This is a genomic window from Streptomyces sp. NPDC002144, assembly GCF_053593695.1.
Genome location: NZ_JBSFDB010000005.1, coordinates 1 through 13,527, shown reverse-complemented (window position 1 = coordinate 13,527; position 13,527 = coordinate 1). Strand labels below are relative to the sequence as shown.

The 13,527-nt window shown below is 71.6% G+C and carries 8 protein-coding genes; 7 read left to right on the top strand and 1 reads right to left on the bottom strand.

The window, feature by feature from the left end; translation table 11 throughout:
- Window positions 1-29: 29 nt before the first annotated feature.
- The 5 genes from ACWCQ1_RS09100 to ACWCQ1_RS09080 all read left to right on the top strand — a co-directional run bounded on the left by ACWCQ1_RS09100 (window position 30) and on the right by ACWCQ1_RS09080 (window position 8,313).
- Window positions 30-1,742 carry an ABC transporter ATP-binding protein gene (locus ACWCQ1_RS09100; RefSeq protein ID WP_451026158.1) on the top strand — a complete coding sequence of 571 codons (1,713 nt, stop codon included), beginning with the start codon at window positions 30-32 and terminating at the stop codon, window positions 1,740-1,742.
- Window positions 1,743-1,819: 77 nt separating this feature from the next.
- Window positions 1,820-3,508: an ABC transporter ATP-binding protein gene (locus ACWCQ1_RS09095; protein ID WP_451026157.1), complete on the top strand. Its 1,689-nt coding sequence runs from the start codon at window positions 1,820-1,822 to the stop codon at window positions 3,506-3,508.
- A gap of 263 nt (window positions 3,509-3,771) precedes the next feature.
- Entirely contained in the window at window positions 3,772-5,826 is a 2,055-nt protein-coding gene (locus tag ACWCQ1_RS09090; protein ID WP_358595358.1) for a M4 family metallopeptidase, read from the top strand.
- Window positions 5,827-6,069: 243 nt separating this feature from the next.
- Entirely contained in the window at window positions 6,070-7,734 is a 1,665-nt protein-coding gene (locus ACWCQ1_RS09085; protein ID WP_358595355.1) for a M4 family metallopeptidase, read from the top strand.
- A gap of 69 nt (window positions 7,735-7,803) precedes the next feature.
- Entirely contained in the window at window positions 7,804-8,313 is a 510-nt protein-coding gene (locus ACWCQ1_RS09080; protein ID WP_358595352.1) for a DUF1990 family protein, read from the top strand.
- A 4-nt stretch (window positions 8,314-8,317) separates the two neighbouring features.
- Here ACWCQ1_RS09080 and ACWCQ1_RS09075 read toward each other — a convergent pair whose 3' ends face one another.
- On the bottom strand, window positions 8,318-10,936 hold the full coding sequence (locus tag ACWCQ1_RS09075; protein ID WP_451026156.1) for a glycosyltransferase family 1 protein: 2,619 nt from the start codon (window positions 10,934-10,936) through the stop codon (window positions 8,318-8,320).
- Window positions 10,937-11,210: 274 nt separating this feature from the next.
- Between ACWCQ1_RS09075 and ACWCQ1_RS09070 the strand changes: the two genes are divergently transcribed.
- The gene (locus tag ACWCQ1_RS09070) at window positions 11,211-12,413 is read left to right on the top strand and encodes a S8 family peptidase (RefSeq protein ID WP_358595349.1); all 1,203 of its coding nucleotides are present in this window, start codon (window positions 11,211-11,213) and stop codon (window positions 12,411-12,413) included.
- A gap of 260 nt (window positions 12,414-12,673) precedes the next feature.
- A partial coding sequence (locus ACWCQ1_RS09065) for a maltotransferase domain-containing protein (RefSeq protein WP_451026155.1) occupies window positions 12,674-13,527 on the top strand: 854 nt, incomplete at its 3' end.

Sequence of the window (13,527 nt, the reverse complement as noted above, 5' to 3'; positions counted from 1 at the left end):
GGAATCCGCGGATCCGGGATCGGGGAAGCATGATCGACGCGTACGAGGAGCCCGGCGAGCCCGACTGTCGCGGCGGTGCCCGCTATCTGCTCTGGCTGGTGCGCTGCCAGCCCGGCCGCTCGCTCGCCGGTGCGGTGCTCGGCAGCGTCTGGATGGTGTTGCTGGCCGCCACGCCGTATCTCCTGTCCCGCGCGATCGACCAGGGCCTCGAACCCGGCGACTACCCGGCCCTCGCCGGCTGGACGGCCGCCCTGTTCGCGGTCGGGGCGTTCAACGGCTGGGTGAGCATCATGCGGCACCGCACGATGACCCGGGTGCGGATGGACGCCAACTTCCGCACCGTGAAGGTGATCGTGGGACAGGCGGTCCGCCTGGGGGCCGCGCTGCACCGCCGGGTGGGGGCGGGCGAGGTCGTCACCATCGGGGTGGGCGACGTCCAGACGATCAGCCAGTCACTCACGGTGGTCGGTCCCGGGGTCGGCGCCGTCGTGGCGTATCTGGTGGTGGCCGGCCTCCTGCTCGCCGTCTCGCCTCTCATCGCGGCCGTCGTCCTGCTCGGGCTCCCCGTCATCGTCGTCCTCGTCGGACCGCTGCTCGCCCGGCTGCAGGGCGCCGAGACGGAGTACCGGGAGCGGCAGGGCGTCCTCACGGCCCGTATCGCCGACCTCGCGGGCGGACTGCGCGTCCTCAACGGCCTCGGCGGCAAGGGCCTGTTCGCGGACGCCTTCCAGCGCGACTCACAGCGCCTGCGCCGCCAGGGCTACCGGGTCGGCGCGGTCACCAGCTGGGTCCAGGCGCTGGGCGTCGGCCTGCCCACCCTCTTCCTAGCGGTCGTCACCTGGCTCGCCGCCCGCCTCGCCGCCCAGGGTTCCATCACCATCGGCGAGTTGGTCTCCGTCTACGGCTATGTCGCGGTCCTGGTCGGCCCGGTGGCCTTCTGGGTCGAGTGCGGCTACCAGCTCAGCCGGGGCCTGGTGTCGGCCCGCCGGGTCGTACGGTTCCTGCGCCTGGAGCCGCTGACGGACACCGGCACCCGCGACGCGCCCGCCGAGCCGTCGGCACTGCACGACCCGCAGTCCGGTGTACGGGTGGCCCCGGGCCGCCTCACCGCCCTGGCCTGCGCCCGCCCGGCCGACGCGGCCGCGGTGGTCGACCGCCTCGGCCGCTACACGCCCTCCACGGCCACCTGGGGCGGCGTCCCGCTCGACGAGATCGCCCTGAAGCAGGTCAGGGAGCACATTCTGGTCGCCGACCACGAGGCCGACCTGTTCGCGGAACCGCTGCGGTCCCTGATCGCCGGACGCGAGGAACGCCGGGAGCAGGACATCGAACGGGCCGTGCGCGCAGCGGTCGCGGAGGACATCGTCCAGGGCCTCCCCGACGGCCTCGACTCCCCGATCGACGCCCAGGCCCGCAACCTCTCCGGCGGCCAACGCCAGCGCGTCCGCCTCGCCCGCGCCCTGCTCGCCGCCCCCGAGATCCTCCTCGCCGTCGAACCGACATCGGCCCTGGACGCCCACACGGAGGCCCGGGTGGCCCAGCGGCTGCGGGAGGCGAGGCAGGGCCGAACGACCCTGGTCACGACCACGTCCCCGTTGGTCCTTGACCGGGCGGATGTCGTGTACTTCCTGGTGGACGGCAAGGCCGAGGCCGTGGGCACCCATCGTGAGCTGCTCGAAGGAGCGTCGGGCTACCGGGCGCTGGTGGCCCGGGACGAAGACGCCGAGGAGGCATTGAGGTGACAGCCGGACAACTCCCTCAGGGGCCGCTCTCCCCGTCCAAACTCCCCGTAGCCGCCCCCCAAGACGTCCGCCGAGCAATGATCCGCCTCCTCCGCGCGGACGCAAAGGCATTCACCGCCACCCTCACTCTCAACGCCCTCGCCGCCGCAGCGGGCCTCGCCGGCCCCTACCTGGTCGGCCGCATCGTCGACGACGTCCGCGCAGGCAAGGGTGTAGGGGCCGTCGACCACCTCGCCCTGGCCATCCTGCTCTGCTCCCTCGCCCAGCTGATGCTGGCCCGCTGGGCGCGCTACACAGGCCACCGCTTCGGCGAACGCACCCTCGCCCGCGTCCGCGAACAGTTCGTCGACCGCGCCCTCGCCCTCCCCGCGGCCGTGGTGGAACGCGCCGGCACCGGCGATCTCACGGCCCGCGGCACGGCGGACGTCGCCCTGGTCGGCACCACCCTGCGCGACGTCGGCCCGGACCTGCTCGTCAACGGCGTTCAGGCGCTGTTCCTGCTCGGCGCGGTGTTCGCGCTGAACCCCCTGCTCGGCGCCTGCGGACTGCTCGGGCTGGTCGGCATCTGGTGCGCCCTGCGCTGGTATCTGGCCAGGGCGCGGGCCGGCTACCTCGCCGAGGGGGCCGCCACCTCCGACGTCGCCGAGATCCTCGCGGCCACGGCCGCCGGCGCCCGTACGGTCGAGGCGCTGCGCCTGGAGAAGCGCCGTGTCTCGGCGAGCCGCGACGCCCTGGAGACCTCCCGCCGCACCCGCCTCCACACCCTGTTCCTGCGCACCGTGTTCTTCCCGTCGGTCGAGATCTCCTACCTCGTCCCGGTCGCCTCCGTCCTCCTCGTCGGCGGCCTGCTGCACGACCGCGGCACCCTCAGCCTGGGCGCGGTCGTCACGGCGGCGCTGTATCTGCAGCGGCTCAGCGGCCCCCTCGACGAGATCCTGATGCGGGTCGAGCAACTGCAGAACAGCGGCGCCTCGTTCGCCCGCGTGGAGGGGCTGGCCCGGGCCCCGCGGACGGAGACGTCGGACGCCGCCGTGCCGGCCGGCGACCGGATCGACGTGAGGGGGGTGCGGTACGCCTACGACCGCGGCGGCGAGGTGCTGCGCGGGGTCGACCTGACGGTGCGGCCCGGTGAACGGCTGGCCGTCGTCGGTCCGTCCGGCGCGGGGAAGACGACCCTCAGCCGACTCCTCGCGGGCGTCGACGCGCCGACCGAGGGCACGGTGACCGTGGGCGGGGTGCCCGTCGTCGAGCTCGGCCCCGAGCAGCTGCGCCGGCAGGTCGTCCTGGTCACCCAGGAGCACCACGTCTTCCTCGGCACCGTCCGCGACAACCTCCGTATCGCCGAACCGGCCGCGTCGGACGAGGAGTTGTGGGCGGCGCTCACGGCGGTGGGCGCCGACGAGTGGGTGCGGGAGCTGCCGGACGGCCTCGACACGAGGCTCGGCGAGGGGGGCCGCCGTACGGACGGCTCCCAGGCGCAGCAACTCGCCCTCGCCCGGGTGGTGCTGGCCGACCCGCACACGCTGATCCTCGACGAGGCGACCGCGCTGCTCGACCCGGCGACCGCCCGGCACACCGAGCGCGCCCTGGCGGCCGTGCTGGAGGGCCGTACCGTCATCGCCATCGCCCACCGTCTGCACACCGCCCATGACGCGGACCGCGTGGCGGTCATGGCGGACGGCCTCCTCACCGAACTCGGCACGCACGAGGAGCTGGTGACCGCGGCGGGGGCGTACGCGGCGTTGTGGCGGACCTGGCACGGGTGACCCCGCACCAGGGGCGCAGGCGGCAGCTACAGCACGGACGACCGGCCAATGGTCCGCATACCGAACATGAACCTCCGGACAACGAACCATTTCCGGCCAACTTCCTGACGCGGTCCTGACAGAAACCGCAGACTGCTGCCACCCTTCCCACAGCTTCAACACAGCAACCCCACAGCTCCACCCCCAGTTCTGCCCGGACGGTCGACCCACCGTCCGGATCTCCCCTGGCCGCGCACCCCGTGGCCATGCAGAAGGAGTCAGTGTTGAGAAGCAGTTCCTCTCGCAGACGCACCTCCCACACCGCGCACCGCCGGGCCGCCGCCGTGGCCCTCGCCGGGGTCACCGCCCTGCTCGCCGCGGCCGTCCAGTCGGGCGCAGCGTCCGCCGCCCCCGCCCAGAAGGCTCCGTCGGCCGCAGTGAAGGGCAACCCCGCCCACGCGGCCGTTCACCTGTCCCCCTCGCAGCGTGCCGAGCTGCTGCGCGACGCCGACACCGCCCGCGCGCAGACCGCCCGGGACATCGGCCTGGGCGCCAAGGAGAAGCTGATAGCCCGGGACGTCGTCAAGGACGCGGACGGCACCGTGCACACCCGCTACGAGCGCACCTACGCCGGGCGGCCGGTCCTCGGCGGCGACCTGGTCGTCGACACCGCCAAGTCGGGCGCCACCAAGGACGTCATCAAGGCGACGAACGCGGCGATCAAGGTCGCGGACCTGACTCCGGACATCACGAAGGCGGCCGCCGAGAAGCAGGCCGTCAGCCGGGCGAAGGCCCTCGGCGGCACCAAGGCGAGCGCCGACGGCGCCCGCGAGGTCGTCTGGGCGGCGAGCGGCAGGCCCGTCCTGGCGTACGAGACCGTCATCGGCGGCTTCCAGGACGACGGCACGCCGAACCGGCTGCACGTCATCACGGACGCGACCACGGGCAAGAAGCTCTTCGAGTACCAGGGCATCGAGACCGCGACCGGTGTCGGCAACACCCAGTACAGCGGCACGGTCTCGCTGACGACGACCCAGTCGGGCTCGAACTACACGCTGACCGACGGCGACCGCGGCGGCCACAAGACGTACAACCTGAACCACGGTACGTCCGGCACCGGCACGCTGTTCTCGCAGACCTCCAACACCTGGGGCAACGGGACCACGTCGAACGCCGCGACGGCGGGCGCCGACGCGCACTACGGGGCCGCGGAGACCTGGGACTTCTACAAGAACACCTTCGGCCGCAGCGGCATCAAGAACAACGGCGTCGGCGCCTACTCCCGCGTCCACTACGGCAACTCGTACGTGAACGCGTTCTGGGACGACGGCTGCTTCTGCATGACCTACGGCGACGGCTCCGGCAACGCGGACCCGCTGACCGCCATCGACGTGGCCGGCCACGAGATGAGCCACGGCGTCACCGCGAACACCGCCGGCCTCAACTACAGCGGTGAGTCGGGCGGGTTGAACGAGGCCACCTCCGACATCTTCGGCACCGGCGTGGAGTTCTACGCCAACAACTCGACCGACGTCGGCGACTACCTCATCGGCGAGAAGATCGACATCAACGGCGACGGCACCCCGCTGCGCTACATGGACAAGCCCAGCAAGGACGGCTCGTCCAAGGACAGCTGGTACTCGGGGCTCGGCAACCTGGACGTGCACTACTCGTCCGGTCCGGCCAACCACTTCTTCTACCTGCTGAGCGAGGGCAGCGGCGCCAAGGTCATCAACGGCGTCAGCTACAACTCGCCCACCGCGGACGGGCTTCCGGTCACCGGCATCGGCCGGGACAAGGCGCTGCAGATCTGGTACCGGGCGCTGACCACCAAGTTCACGTCCACCACCAACTACGCCTCCGCCCGCACCGGCACCCTCGCGGCGGCCGGTGAGCTGTACGGCACCACGAGCACCGAGTACAAGGCGGTGCAGGACGCCTGGGCGGCCATCGCGGTCGGCTCGCGCTCCGGCGGGGGCGGCGGAGGCGGGACGTCGTACGAGAACACGACACCCGTGTCGATCCCGGACAACGGGCCCGCCGTCACCTCCTCGATCACCGTCTCCGGCAGGAGCGGAAACGCGCCAAGCAACCTTCAGGTGAGCGTCGACATCACCCACACCTGGCGGGGCGACCTGGTGATCGATCTGCTGGGTCCGTCGGGCACCGCGTACCGCCTGAAGAACTTCAGCTCCTCCGACTCGGCGGACAACGTCCAGGCGACCTACACGGTCAACGCCTCGTCCGAAACGGCCAACGGGACCTGGAAGTTGCGGGTTCAGGATCAGGCGGCACAGGACGTCGGGAAGATCAACAGCTGGAAGCTGACGTTCCCGTAGACCGCGGGTGACGGCACAGGAACGAGGGCGCCGTCCCGGGGGTTGCGACTCCCCGGGGCGGCGCCCGTTTACATTCCTGAAACGTTCACCTGGGAGACGGTTTTCGGCCAACATCACGTCGGGGTCATGACATGTACGCGCCCCTGGTGCCACGCTTCCTCACAACCGCCGCACAACTTCACTGCACCCCCTCCTCCGGCTGCCCCACGCCGGGTGAGGACTCCCCCACCACAAGGAGCTTGTGTGACCCCCCTCTACGCGCGTCACAAGCGCACGACTCTGGCCATCGCGACCGCCGTCGCCGCCGGAGCCCTCCTCACCACCGGTCTGACCACCGGTGCGGCCTCCGCCCAGACCCAGGCGGACACGGCCATCGCCCACCCGGCCGCCGCACCGACCCTGCTGTCGGCCGCCGCACGCACCTCGCTCATCCAGAAGGCCCAGGCCGACGTCGCCGAGACGGCCCAGCGGATAGGCCTCGGCGCCAAGGAGAAGCTGGTCGTCAAGGACGTCGTCAGGGACGCCGACGGCACCACTCACACCCGCTACGAGCGCACCTACGCGGGCCTGCCGGTCCTCGGCGGCGACCTCGTGGTGCACACCTCGAAGGCCGGCAAGGCCGAGGGTGTCACCAGAGCGACCAAGGCGGCCATCAAGGTCGCCTCGCTCAAGCCGCAGATCACCGCCGCCAAGGCCGAGAAGCAGGCGGTGTCCGCCGCCAAGAGCCTCGGCTCCGCCAAGACCGCCGCGGACGGCGCCCGCAAGGTGATCTGGGCCGGCTCCGGCACGCCCGTCCTCGCCTACGAGACCGTCGTCGGCGGCCTGCAGGACGACGGCACCCCGAACCAGCTGCACGTCATCACCGACGCCGCGACCGGCAAGAAGCTCTTCGAGTACCAGGGCATCGAGAACGCGACCGGCACCGGCAAGACGCTGTACTCGGGCACGGTCAGCCTGACCACCACGCTGTCGGGTTCGACGTACTCGCTGACCGACGCCTCGCGCGGCGGCCACAAGACGTACAACCTGAAGCACACCACCAGCTCCGGCACCGGCACCCTGTTCACCAACACCACCAACACGTGGGGCACCGGCACCGCCTCCAGCTCCACCACCGACGTGACCGCGGCGGCCGACGCCGCCTACGGTGCGCAGGAGACGTGGGACTTCTACAAGAGCACCTTCGGCCGCAGCGGCATCAAGAACGACGGTGTCGGCGCCTACTCCCGCGTCCACTACGGCAGCTCGTACGTCAACGCCTTCTGGGACGACGACTGCTTCTGCATGACCTACGGCGACGGTGACGGCAACACCCACCCGCTGACCTCGCTGGACGTGGCCGGCCACGAGATGAGCCACGGTGTCACCGCGAACACCGCCGGCCTCAACTACTCGGGTGAGTCGGGCGGTCTGAACGAGGCGACCTCCGACATCTTCGGCACCGGCGTGGAGTTCTACGCCGCCAACGCCTCCGACCCGGGTGACTACCTGATCGGCGAGAAGATCGACATCAACGGCGACGGCAGCCCGCTGCGCTACATGGACAAGCCCAGCAAGGACGGCGGCAGCGCCGACAACTGGTCCTCGTCCGTCAAGAACCTCGACGTGCACTACTCGTCGGGTGTCGCCAACCACTTCTTCTACCTGCTGTCCGAGGGCAGCGGCTCGAAGACGATCAACGGGGTGAGCTACAACTCGCCGACGTACAACGGCTCCACGGTCACCGGCATCGGCCGCGCCAAGGCGCTGCAGATCTGGTACAAGGCGCTGACGACGTACTTCACGTCGACGACCAACTACAAGTCGGCCCGCACCGGCACGCTGAGCGCCGCGGCCGCCCTGTACGGCTCCGGCAGCACCGAGTACAACACGGTGGCGGCCGCCTGGTCCGCCGTCAACGTGAGCTGACCCGAGGGGGGTTGGCGGGCGGTACCCGGGACGAAGGCGGTCCCGGGTACCGCCCTACCCTTGTGTCCCATGTCCTTCACGTACCAAGACGTCGGCGCGACTCGTCGGGCCGGCTTCTGCCCGCCGGGCTTCCACTCCCTGCATGTGCGGTCCCGGATCGGCGAGGGCGAGAAGGTCTTCCGCCGAGCCGCCGACGCGGTGCTGACCTGGGAGATGCACCGTGAGCTCGGCGTCGGCATCGACACGGCGGCGGAGCGGGCCGCACCGGACGTCGACGTCACCGTCACCCTCGCCGGCATGATCAAGGCGCCCTGCCGGATCGTCTACACGGTCGAGGAACCCCGCCGCGTCGGCTGGGCCTACGGAACGCTGGCCGGCCACCCGGAGTGCGGCGAGGAGTCCTTCCTGGTGGAGCGCACCGGCGACGGCACGGTATGGCTGACCGTGACCGCCTTCAGCCGCCCCGCCAAGTGGTACGCGAGGGCCGGCGGCCCGGCGACCCGGGGGCTGCAGAACGCCTACGCCCGGCGCTGCGGCCGGGTGCTGCGCCGGCTCTGCGCCCCCGTGTCGGAGTTCTAGCCCCTCAGCGGAACAGCACCCCCGCTCCCTCCGCGGTCTCCTCCGACGGCACCGTCACCAGGCCCAGCTCCGTGCTGGAGGCGAGGAGTCGGTGGGTCGGCAGGATGCGGACGGTGTAGCCGTAGGGGCCCGTGCGGTCCAGCGACAGGGGGCCCTCGTAGATCCAGCGGCCCTCGGGGTCGGGGCCGCCCGCCGGCTTGAGGGGGACGGTGGTCGCGTCGGCGATGCCGTCCTGGGAGTCCACCCGGCCCGAGACCACCTGCACCTCGACGTCCTCGGGGCCGAGTTCGCCGAGCCCGACGCGCACCCGCAGCCCGAGCGTGCTGCCGAGTTCCGCGGTGGTCGTGGCGGCGGAGGTCTCGACGTGGTCGAAGGTCACCCCGTGCCATGCGCCCCGCACCCGCCCCTTCCAGGCGGCGAGTTCGCGCGCCGAGTCGGGGTCCATGGCCCGGTGGGCGTGCGCGGCGGGCGTGTAGAGCCGCTCGACGTACTCACGGACCATCCGGCCGGCCAGCACCTTGGGGCCGAGGAGCGTCAGCGTCTGGCGGACCATCTCGATCCAGCGGTCGGGCAGCCCGTGCTGGCCGCGCTCGTAGAAGCGGGGCGCCACCCGCTGCTCCAGAAGGTCGTAGAGCGCCGCGGCCTCTATGTCGTCCCGGCGGTCGGGGTCCGTGCCCACACCGTCCGCCGTCGGGATCGCCCAGCCGAAGTCCGGCTGGAACCACTCGTCCCACCAGCCGTCCAGGACCGAGAGGTTGAGGCAGCCGTTGAGCGCCGCCTTCATGCCCGAGGTGCCGCAGGCCTCCAGGGGCCGGAGCGGGTTGTTGAGCCAGATGTCGCAGCCGGGGTAGAGCTTCTGCGCCATCGCCATGCCGTAGTCGGGCAGGAAGACGATGCGGTGGCGCACCCGCGGGTCGTCGGCGAACCGGACCAGCTCCTGGACCAGGCGCTTGCCGCCGTCGTCCGCCGGATGCGCCTTGCCCGCGACGACGATCTGGACGGGCCGCTCGGGGTGGAGCAGCAGGTCCATCAGCCGGTCGCGGTCGCGGAGCATCAGCGTCAGCCGCTTGTACGACGGGACCCTGCGCGCGAAGCCGATGGTCAGCACGTCCGGGTCGAGGACGCCGTCGATCCAGCCCAGCTCGGCCGTCCCGGCGCCGCGTTGCCGCCAGGAGGCGCGCAGCCGGGACCGTACCTCGTCCACCAGCTGCTCGCGCAGGTTGCGGCGCAGCTCCCAGATGTCCTGGTCCGGGATCTCCGCGACGGCGTCCCAGCGGTCCGAGCCGCCGACCGTCAGCGCGTCCTCGGTGCGCTGGGCGCCGATCTGCCGGGCGCCGAGCCGGAAGACCTCGGGGGCCACCCAGGTGGGCGCGTGGACCCCGTTGGTGACCGAGGTGATCGGCACCTCCTCGGGGTCGAATCCCGGCCAGAGTCCGGAGAACATCTCCCGGCTGACCTGCCCGTGCAGCAGCGAGACGCCGTTGGCGCGCTGGCCGAGGCGCAGGCCCATCACGGCCATGTTGAACAGGTTGGGCTCGCCCCCGGGGTAGGTCTCCATGCCGAGCTGGAGGATCCGATCGACGTCGATGCTCGGCAGCTCCGCGTCGGAGCCGAAGTGGTGGGCGACGAGTTCGCGGTCGAAGCGGTCGATGCCGGCCGGGACCGGGGTGTGGGTGGTGAAGACGGTACCGGCCCGGACGGCCTCCAGCGCGGAGTCGAAGTCCAGCCCCCGGGCGCACAGCTCGGCGATGCGCTCGAGGCCGAGGAAGCCCGCGTGCCCCTCGTTGGTGTGGAAGACCTCCGGCTCCGGGTGGCCGGTCAGCCGGCAGTACGCCCGTACCGCCCGGACCCCTCCTATGCCGAGCAGCATCTCCTGCAGCAGGCGGTGCTCGCTGCCGCCGCCGTAGAGCCGGTCGGTCACCCCGCGCTCGCCGGGGTCGTTCTCCTCGACGTCGGAGTCCAGCATCAGCAGCGGGACCCGGCCCACCTGGGCCAGCCAGACGCGGGCGTGCAGCCGCTTGCCGCCGGGCAGCGCGAGGGCGACCTGGGCGGGGGTGCCGTCGTCCTCGCTCAGCTGGGCGACCGGCAGCTCGTTGGGGTCGAGGACCGGGTAGTGCTCCTGCTGCCAGCCGTCCCGGGACAGCGACTGGCGGAAGTAGCCGTGCCGGTAGAGCAGGCCCACACCGATCAACGGGACACCCAGGTCGCTGGCCGCCTTGAGATGGTCGCCGGCCAGGATGCCGAGGCCGCCGGAGTACTGCGGCAGGGCTGCCGTGATGCCGAACTCGGGCGAGAAGTAGGCGACGGCGGCGGGCAGTTCACCGGACTGCGTCTGATACCAGCGCTCACCGGTCATGTAGTCGTTGAGATCGTCCTGCACCGCGCCCAGCCGGCGCAGGAAGCGGCGGTCCTCGGCCAGCTCCGCGAGGCGCGTCGGGGAGACGCCGCCCAGGAGCCGGACGGGATCGCCCTCCGAGGCGGCCCAGCGTTCGGGATCGACGGACTGGAAGAGGTCACGGGTCTCGGCATGCCAGGACCAGCGCAGATTGCGCGCCAGATCACCGAGCGGCCGGAGGGGTTCGGGGAGAACGGGACGGACAGTGAATCGCCGGATCGCCTTCACATTCCACCTCGGCATACGTGCACAACAGGAGGACGCACGGCAGTGTGCGCCCCGTCGTCAACATCGACGGTATCCGGGAGAGGGGTTCCACAACCACGGGACACCCAAGCCTGTCGCACAGTCGTACACAGTCCGGAAATCACCGCAACCTTCGCCCGTCCGCCATGGCCGACATGGCCGATTCCGCCCCGTGGGCACCCTTGTGGCGTTTCTCACCGCACGAGAGGCTGCACGGGAGGCTGCCAGGTGCAGCCGAAGGAGGGGGAACTCGGACATGGCACGGACGCGAACACTGCGTCTGCGCCGGCTGGGGGGCCTGACCGCGGTGGCCTGCGTCGCCGCGCTCTCGTCCGGCACCCTGCCCGCGCACGCCGCAGCTCAGGGGCGGATACTCGGCGCCGGTGAGCCCGGCTCCGTCAGCGGAAGCTATCTGGTGACGCTCAAGGGGGGTACGAAGGCCCCGTCGGCGACGGGAAAGGGCATCGCCGAGAAATATGGGGCGAGAATAAGCCAGACCTACGGCACGGTTCTCAATGGCTACGCGGTCCGGGCCGACGAGAGACAGGCCCGGCTCCTCGCGGCGGACCCGCAGGTCGCCTCGGTCGTCCAGGACACCCGCGTCGCCCTCGACGACACGCAGAGGAACCCGCCGTCCTGGGGCCTGGACCGGATCGACCGGCCGGCCCTGCCCCTGGACAAGGCGTACGCCTGGCCCCGGTCCGCGGGCGCCGGGGTGACGGCCTATGTGATCGACACCGGCGTCCGGATCACGCACAAGGACTTCGGCGGGCGGGCGAGCTACGGCTGGGACTTCGTCGACAACGACAAGGCCGCCGCCGACGGCAACGGGCACGGCACCCATGTCGCCGGCACCATCGCGGGCCGCACCTACGGGGTGGCCAAACGGGCCGAGGTGGTCTCCGTCCGCGTCCTCGGCGACGACGGCTCCGGTACGACCTCGCAGGTCATCGCGGGTATCGACTGGGTGACCAGGCACGCGCGCAAGCCCGCCGTGGCCAATCTCAGCCTGGGCGGCACCCACAACGCCCAGCTGGACGCGGCCGTACGCAACTCCATCGCCTCCGGTGTCACCTACGTCGTCGCCGCGGGCAACGACGGCCTGGCGGCCGCCCTGTACTCCCCGGCCGACGTCAACGAGGCCGTCACGGTCGGCGCGACGGACCAGAAGGACGCACGGGCGGCCTTCTCCAACTTCGGCTCGGCCGTCGACCTGTTCGCCCCCGGTGTGTCGATCACCTCGGCCTGGTACACGAGCGACACCGGGAAAGCCACCTTCTCCGGTACGTCGATGGCGACTCCGCACGCCACGGGTGCGGCCGCCCTCTACCTGGCCGCCCATCCGAAGGCCACCCCGGCCCAGGTCGCCAGGGCGCTGGTGAAGCTGGCGGTACCCGGGAAGGTGTCCGGGCGGGGCCTCGGGTCACCGGACGAACTGCTGCAAGTACCGCCCTCCTAGGGGCGCAGTCCCGGACTCGTCACCGAAGAGTCCGGTTTCCGGCCCCGTTCGTTCACGAACGGGGCCGGTCTTGTGCGTAGACATACGCGTGAGTAGTTAACAAAGTGCCGGATTGCCCACCCGAATAGGGTGGGAAGGCTCCTCCGGTAGACCGGCCCGTCTCTCGGGTACTCCGGAGAAACACCCAGCACCACCCCACGCAGGACCCACCTCCCCACACCCATCCGCCCACCACCTGTATGACGCGGACAGGAGCGGTCATGCCCGCCACGCACCACTCGTCAGCACCCCCGACACCCAGCACCGAAGCGCCTCCCGTGCGCCCGGCCGATTCCGGACCGCCGGCCCCGGAGCCACCCTCCGCGGGCGACACCGCCGGCATCGGGCGCATACCGGTCCTCGACGTCAGCCCGGTCGTCCAGCACGGCCGCAGGCCCGCCAAGGCCGTCACCGGCGAGTCGTTCGAGATCTCGGCCACCGTCTTCCGTGAGGGGCACGACGCGGTCGCCGCGAACGTCGTCCTGACCGATCCCGAGGGCCGCCCGGGCCCCTGGACGCCGATGCGCGAGCTGGCGCCGGGCACCGACCGCTGGGGCGCGACCGTCACCGCGGGCGCCCCCGGGCGCTGGACGTACACCGTGGAGGCCTGGGGCGACCCGATCACCACCTGGCGCCATCACGCCCAGATCAAGATCCCGGCGGGGATGGACACGGATCTGGTGCTGGAGGAGGGGGCGCGGCTGTACGAGCGGGCGGCGGACGGTCTGCCGCCAGTGGAACGTGACATAGTACTGGCCGCCGTCGCCGACCTGCGCGACGAGAGCCGCCCGCCCGCCGCCCGTCTGGCGGCGGCGTTGACGCCGGAGGTGGACGCGGTGCTGGCCCGGCATCCGCTGCGGGAGCTGGTGACGGCCTCGGAGACGCTGCCGCTGCTGGTGGAGCGGGAACGGGCCCTGTACGGCGCCTGGTACGAGTTCTTCCCCCGCTCCGAGGGCACCGCCACCCAGCCCCACGGCACCTTCCGCACCGCCGCCCGCCGGCTGCCCGCGATCGCCGCGATGGGCTTCGACGTCGTCTACCTGCCCCCCATCCACCCGATCGGCACCACCTTCCG